The sequence below is a fragment of the Rhizomonospora bruguierae genome (genome assembly GCF_018397995.1).
Lineage (GTDB): Bacteria > Actinomycetota > Actinomycetes > Mycobacteriales > Micromonosporaceae > Rhizomonospora > Rhizomonospora bruguierae.
Window position 1 is genome coordinate 1 of record NZ_BBQH01000108.1, and the last position, 7,509, is coordinate 7,509.

Genomic DNA, 7,509 nt, shown 5'->3' on the forward strand with positions numbered 1-7,509 from the left:
GACACGTAGGAAGAAGTAGGCGACGAGGTCGGCGCTGCCTCGGCGGCCCTCGGAAAGGATGTTGACGAACCAGTCGCGGACCGGCGTGCCCATGGCGCCGGTGAGCTTCTGTCCGCCAAGGAACGGGGGGTTGCCGATGATGGCATCGAAGCCGCCGTGGTCGACCATGACGTCGGCGGCCTCGATGATCCAGTGAAGTGGTTGCCAACGCTCGTAGTCGGTCTCGACAGCGGGTGTGAGGCCCCGGTCGATGATTGTTTCAAGCCATGCGCTGTCGGAGTCACCGCCAGCCGTGCCCGGGTATGCCTTTCTGGCAGCCATCCGCAAGTCCTCATACGCGGCGTCCAGAGTCTTGCCGGGTTTACCGCCGAGAGGGAGGCCCGCGCTGATGACGCCATTTGCGATCTTCCGCAAGTCTGCCGTCACCTCGTGCAACTGCGTGAGCAGGCGGCGCTTCGCCGCGCTGGAGCGAGCCGGGTCAGCGTCGTCGACCGGCGACGCAAGGTCCTCACGGAGGGCGACAGCCTTGGCGATGATCGAGTCAACGTCAACGTCGACGACGTACGTGAGGTCGGTGCCGGACGCCAACCTCTTGGTAACCCACTTGGTTCCCTTGCTCGGATCGATGTGCAGGTTTCGGAGTTGGTCGAGCTTCGTGAGACCGAGCAGGGAGTTGCCGAGGAAGACCTTGTCATCGACGAACGAGAACGGCAGGTTACGGTCGAGAGATACAAGCCATAGCGAGAGTTTGCACATCTCAATGGCCATGTCGTTGATGTCGGCGCCGTAGAGGCATTTCGCGATGACCTGGCGGATCGCGAGGGTGTAGAGGTCTTTGCGGGCTGCGTTCGCAGGGTCCTCGGTGGTCCAGGCTTCGACGACGCGCTCGGCTAGGTAGCGGGCGGCGGCGACGAGGAATGCCCCGGAGCCACAGGCAATGTCGGCGATTTTGAGGCCGAGGATCTCGTTGGACGACTTGAGCTTCCACGCCGCCGGATCGGCTGCCTGGTGCGGGCCGGGCGCGTAGCAGAGCGGTTGGAGGGCGTGGAGCACGACCTGTTCGGCGAGGGACTTCGGGGTGTAGTGGGCACCAGCGTTTTTCCGCGATGGGGTTTCCCTGACGAGCAGGCCGCCGTCGAGGACGACGAACGGCCGCTTGCGCAGGTCGAGGCGGATCAGCCCGAGCCATGGCTTGACGCGGTCGCGCAGGGCGAGGTCGTCGCTAACGGCTTGGGTCAACGCGCTGACGATGTTCGGGTCGACGTCGGCGTCAACGGCTTTGGCGATGGCGGCTCGCGACGGCGGCCTGGCCGAGGGCTGATCCTGCTCCACCCAGGCGCGGAGGGCGTCGGCGAACTTCTTACGGTCAGGGTTCTTTGCAGCCAGCCCCTCCAGCAGGGCGAGCGGGATCTCGGGCTCTTCGCCGAGGCCGCCCTTGATGCCGACGGTGACCTCGCGGGCGACGGCGGCGGTGTAGCCGAGCAGTCCCTCGTACATGTAGCCGATCTGCTCGACATCGATGTCGCGAAACGAGATTCGCCGCGCTTCGCCCTTGATGGCGGCAATCTGCACGGACTGCAGGACGTGAAGCATGACGCGGTCCGAAACCGTGACGGCCAGGGTTCCCTCGTCGGTCGCAGCGGTGAGGAACGGGAACCGGGACGGATCGAACAGGGAGCCGCCGTAGGCGGGCATACGGATATTCTCGAAGGACGCGCCGTGGTAGAGGGCGTTGCTGGTCGCGAGAAGCCGGTGCCAGGTCAACGAGGTGGAGTCGAGGGCTTCCTCGCTCTCCTCGGTCCTGCGCGCGATGAGCTGATCGAGCTCACGGGCGATGCCGTAGCCCTGGTCGAACAGTTCACCAGAGGGCAGCAGACCGCGCTCCTCGGCGAACAGGAGGAAGACGACGCGCATCATCACCGTGACGGCGGCCTCGTAGCTGTCGCGCGGGCGCGCCGGCAGCGGGTCTGGAAGGCTGCGTCGTCGGGCGTCGGCCGCCGACTCGGACATGGACTGGATGATCAGCTCGACGGCTCGCCGCACCTGGGCGCCCAGAGCCTCGGTGATCTCCTCGGCTGCGGCCACCGACTCCTCGAACAACACGGGGAGCCGGTCCTTCGGGTCGCCGCCGATCAGGTATGGCCGGCCGATCAGGGTGAGGAACGCATCCCGGGTGCGCGGTTCTTCGATCCAGGTCAGCGCGTCCACGATGCCAGAGGCCACCATTGAACCCTGGCGGGCGCAGACGAGTCCCCACCAGCGGCCGTCAGTGACAATGCCGATCGGGACGCGGCCGTCGCGCAGCATCGCCTCGAGGCGGTCGATCGGGTTGGCCGCCCACAAGTCGCCGGGCGTATCGCGCAGCGATTCGACGGGATCAACGACGTGCACTAGCGCGCCGACACCGTCGGGACCGCTGAGCGACGCTTGCGCGCGCACGGTGACAGCCCGGTTGGGTGAACACGCCTCCACGCCTGCCACTTCACCCCACGACAGCGATTCGGCCCAGCCCGCGACATCGCGCAGGATCGTCTCGACCCACTTGTCACGCACGACGCGGTAGGCGTCGAGGGCCTGCTCCGAATCCGGTGTACGGTCGAGGCGCTCCCACGCGGCCTCGAAGTCCTTGCGGGCATCGACCAATGCGGCCTTGCTTGCGTCGGACAGCGTGGGCATGCCCTGCGGCCACACGCGCTTCAGTGGCGGGATGGCGAGAAACGGGCCGCCAGTGTCGACCAGCTCCAGCCAGGCGCGGTGCTGGTCGGCGACGCTGGGGGCCGAGCGCCGGGTGTTGTAGCGGCGCACCATCACTCTCGCCACCCATCTGCGTCGCCGCGGGTCAGGGCGAACACGACGGCGGCTGCGGTCGTGTGCGGCTTGACCTCGGCGTACCGGTCGTTGATGGCGGCGATCTCGCGCGCCTGCTCGTCATCGAGTTCGTCCAGGCGGCGGGACATGGCCTCAATGTCGCGCCGCCACTGCCGCTGCTGGTCCGGGTCGGTGAACAGCTGCCCTGCGGTTGCGTCTTCCTCGGCGCGGAGGCGGGTGAGCGAGTCGCGGAGATTGGCGCGGAAAGCGGCGAAGATCTCCGTCGCCCGCTGCACGTCCGCGGCCTGCCTCCGGGCGAGTTGCTCGGTGACCAGGTCGTGTCGGCGGTCGGCGCGGGCGCGCATCGACTCTTCGAGTCGCAGGCGCAGCGGGGCGTCAGGCACGTTCCACAGGTCGCACAGCTGGTCGCGGACCCGCTGATCAGCCAGGGCGAGGTTCTCCCGGTCTAGCGCCTTATCGAGTGCCTCCTCTGCCCGCTCCTCGGCCATCGCGCGCCGTCCGCGCAGCCGGACGCCAGCGAGGAAGACCTCTTCGTGCAGCCGGACACCGCCGCGGCCGACGAGAACCATGCGGGTCACGGCGGCGACGAACGATTCATCAAGGCCGTCCACGACCACCGCCGTCACACGCCGAAGAGTCGAGTCGACGCTCCACAACGACCGGCGCAGCAGTCGTTGGGCCTTCTGCACGATCGGGTGGCCGAGGTGAACGTACACCAGGTCGGCTCTCCCTTCGGCGGCGTCCGGGTCGAAGGTGATGGGCCGCAGTACACCGGGATCGAGGCGAGTATCGAGGCCCCGGAGGGTGTCTCGCCAGCCTGTGGTGAGAGTCGGCACGGTGAAGACCTCGGCGTCGGTGTCCTGGGCGAACTCATGGTTCGGGATCAGGGCTTCCTGGTGGTTGAGCCGTAGCGCGGCGTCGACCACGCGGCGTAAGTTGGCCGGGTCGAGGTGCATCTCGGTGCGCTGGTCGTCGTAGCCCTGCTCCAGCTGGGTGAGGCGGGCGTTGAGTTCCATGCCGCCGGCCAAGGCGGCGTTGATGACCTCGTTGGTGTCGATGCCGCTGGACTTCTTCGTCGTACGTGTGCGGCGGCCAAAGTGGCTCTGGATCTCGTCACCGACGACTTGGTTGGCTGAGCCGAGGTCGTACTCGACCTGTGCGATCTTGCGGGCGATGATCTGCATGAACTTCAGGTCGGCACCGTATGTGGAGGAGTCCCGCACGGGCAGGAAGTGGAACACCTGCGGCTGTTCGGTCTGGCCGTACCGGTCGATGCGGCCGATGCGCTGTTCGAGCCGGGACGGGTTGAACGGGATATCGAAGTTGACCAGTCGGTGGCAGTGGGTCTGCAGGTCGATTCCCTCACCGGCGGCGTCGGTGGCGAGCAGCACGCGCACCGGTTCCTTCGACGGGTCGGCGGTGAACTGGGAGCGGATGTGCTCACGCTGGTCCGGCGGGGTTGAGCCCTGGATCACCGCGAGCCGATCGTCACTGTAGCCGCGCTGGCGTAGCACGCGGGTGAGCCACTCGACGGTGTGCGCGTACTCGGTGAAGACGACGACACGCTCGTTGGTCCAGCGCTTGCCGTCGGGACGGCAGTTCGCGTCGAGGAAGCCGATAAGCCGATCGACACGGGAGTCAGCGCGGCTCTCATAGCCCAGACCCCAGTTCATCAGGGTCTCTAGTTGCCCAGGTTCAGCTCCGACGAGCGGGTCGGAGCCCTTCGACTCGCGCAGCCTCTCCGCCTCGTCCTGCTCCCACAAGCCCTCTTCCTCGTCGGACTGGCCCTCGCCGAAGATGTCGTCGTACTCGTCGTCGGACAGCCCGCGGCCGGCCTTCGATGACAGGTAGTGGCTCAGGGTCATACCGAAGGCGAACGGGCTGGACAGGAACCGCTTCTTCAGCAGCATCGTCACGATGTCCCCGCCGGGCTTGGTGCCGTTCAAACGTGCGCTCTTGGCGACGATCCCGTCCAGCAGCGAGAACATCCGCTGCTCGGACTCCGACGGGTCAAACTCGATCGTCCCGACCTGGCGCTTCTTGAATCCCTTACCGGCCAGGTCCGCCTTCAGCCGCCGGACCGTCACGTCCTTTAGCGCGGCGGGGTCGAGGTTCGCGCCACGGGCGAACCGCCGACGGTCGATCATCTCCATCAGCGCCGTGAACGACTCGGGGTGCCCGTTGTGCGGTGTCGCGCTCAGGAACAGGCGATGCTCGCACTTCTCCGCGAGCTGCCGCACGGCGACCGTGCGCTGGGTGTCCACCGCGTACCCGCGCCCGCCGGCGACCATCGAGGGACTCGCTGGCGCCACATGGTGCGCCTCATCGACGACGAGGACGTCGAAGGCGTACCGGCTGCCGGTCTTGGGGTTCGTGGCCTGCGCGTAAATGTCTCGCATGAGGCGCTGGGCCCGGACCTGCGGCAACCAGGCCATGCTCACGATCACCCGACGGAAGATCTGGAACGGGTTGGCCTGTAGACCGTGGGTGCGACGGACCTCAGCCATCAGTTCGGAGTTGACGATGGTGAACTCCAGGCCAAACTTCTCCCGCATCTCGTCCTGCCACTTCAGCGACAGGCTCGGCGGGCACACGATGATCGCGGTGCGGGCACGGTGACGCAGGAACAACTCCTGGATCACCAGCCCTGCCTCGATCGTCTTGCCCAGGCCGACGTCGTCGGCCAGTAAGAGGTTCGCGCGCGGTGCCCCAAGAGCGCGGCGGAGTGGTTCGAGCTGATACGCCTCTACGTTCACCCCAGACCAGAACGGGGCCTGATAGCGGTTGGGGTCGGCACTCGTGACGGCTCCCCACCGCATCGCGTCGATGAAGCCAGCCAACGTCTCCGGATCGTCAAAGCCATCGGCTTGGATCACGTCCGGGAGGCCCTGCACTGGGGCAACAGTGTGGCCGACCTCGAGTTCCCATACGACGCTGAGCTGCGCGCCTAGGCTGCCTTCATCGAGTGACAGCAGGTCGACGACGTGGCTCAGTTGCGCAACCGACTCGTCGGCCGGGCTACGCGGAAGACCCTGCACCTGGACGTTGGACACCGCCCATGTCGAGCCGCGAACCTCGACCACCTGACCGGGTTCCGGCAGCGGCGGCAGACCTCGTCGAGCGGACCTCACGTCCTCGGCAGCAAGCACAGCAGTATCCACCCCAGTCACGACTTCGATACCGTCACGCGCTCTGGCATCCGACTCATCACGACGGTTCGCGCGCTCACTTTATCTTCCTCCAAGCGCACGAGACCGCCCTCTCCCACGGCACCACGGGCTTACGCTGAAATCTGCTGATGTCCATCCCTACCATCGGTGGGTCCAGGACGAACCCTGGTAGGAAGCCGTTGCCTGTTACCGGCCGCGATGGTGTGTCAAGGGCGGCTGAGATCCAGTTTTCAGCCGCCCTTGACACGTACGAGCTAGCCGGGGGCATGCTCGACGCACCGGAGCAACCGCGACCGCTGCGCGACGTCACCATCGACGAGCCTGGGGTCCCGCTCTGGAACCTTCCCGAGTAAACGAGCTTCGCCTCTCGGACGGGTTAGCTGCGAGTCGCTGGCCCCGTCAGCGTCGGCTGGCTCGGACTTGTTTGCCGACCCCTGTTGTGTTGTAGCGAAATCGGGCCATCTCGATGCTGACTGCGAACCGGCTGGCGATCTCGTCGGGGCCCATTCCTTTCGCAGCGGCCCGGATCAGGAGGGGGCGCGGGAGCAGCAATGTTCCGCCCAGGGCAGTTGCTTGCTCCTCTTCGTCAGGGCGGCAGGTCCGGAACGGGACCCCGTCGAACTCGCTGACTTCAGACAAATCATGTTTCAGCAGGATGTGAGACATCTCGTGTGCGAGGTCGCTGACGATGCGCGCTGGGGGACGTAGTGGGTTCGTGACGATGAACGGACGTCCCTTGATCTCGAAGGTGACGGCGGAGAACGCGAATGCTTGAAGGCGCTCGAGCTCCTCGAGTCTCGCGACGTCCACGAGGGCGGCGGCGCTGACGATCTTCATCTCAAGGTGGTCAGCAACAGCCGCCATGTCGAGCGGGTCGGCGGGGGTGAGGCCCAGTTGGGCTCGCAGCTCGAGCGCACGCCGCTCGGCGGCCGCCTTGAATCCGCGGGGCAGCGTCACAGTTCCCCCGCCTCCACCTGTCGTTCAAGTTCATCGCGCATGTCGGTCAGGAGGGACGCCAGGCGGTGCGGGACTCCTGGTCTCATCACCGATGCTGCACGCAGATGGCAGGCGATTGCCGTTCGTGGTTGTGGCAGGTCCCGGGCGAGTGTGTTGTACATGTCAGTGAGCACGGACGTGAGCGTCGACGCCGCTTCGGGCGTCAGCCGTGGGTCGGTCCGGAGGTGAGTAACGGCCTCGTCGAGGGGTGTCATCCGCCGCTCGGTCACCGGGTTGAAAAACCTCGCCGCTGGCACCCGCAGCCATGAACAGAGACGTGTGAACGTCGCGAGGTCAGGGTGCGCACCGGCTTCGACCCGGGAGAACGTGCTGAAGCTCACACCAGCATCGGCGGCTGCCTGCCGAATGGACAGGGACCCGCGGCGTTCCCGCAGCATCCGCCCGAACTCGGCGAGGTCGAGCCGCTCGGTTTCCTGAAGCGGGGGCTCGGCCATCATCGCGTCCTCAAGGTTTGCATACCCAAACTTTAGTGCGGCACTGCCGCTTCCCTGCA

Annotated in this window: 4 protein-coding genes; all 4 read right to left on the minus strand. The window is 66.5% G+C overall.

The window, feature by feature from the left end:
• Positions 1-2,808, minus strand: a 2,808-nt coding sequence (locus tag KJS59_RS29870; protein WP_213457230.1) for an Eco57I restriction-modification methylase domain-containing protein, incomplete at its 3' end; no start/stop codon positions are given.
• Positions 2,808-5,978 (minus strand): DISARM system SNF2-like helicase DrmD, encoded by a 3,171-nt coding sequence (gene drmD, locus KJS59_RS29875; RefSeq protein ID WP_213457224.1) that lies wholly within the window; start codon positions 5,976-5,978, stop codon positions 2,808-2,810. The genes KJS59_RS29870 and drmD, both read right to left, overlap by 1 nt.
• Before the next feature lie 420 nt (positions 5,979-6,398).
• On the minus strand, positions 6,399-6,956 hold the full coding sequence (locus KJS59_RS29880) for an ImmA/IrrE family metallo-endopeptidase (protein ID WP_213457226.1): 558 nt from the start codon (positions 6,954-6,956) through the stop codon (positions 6,399-6,401).
• Positions 6,953-7,509: helix-turn-helix domain-containing protein (locus tag KJS59_RS29885; protein WP_213457228.1), on the minus strand; the 557-nt coding region annotated here is incomplete at its 5' end. The genes KJS59_RS29880 and KJS59_RS29885, both read right to left, overlap by 4 nt.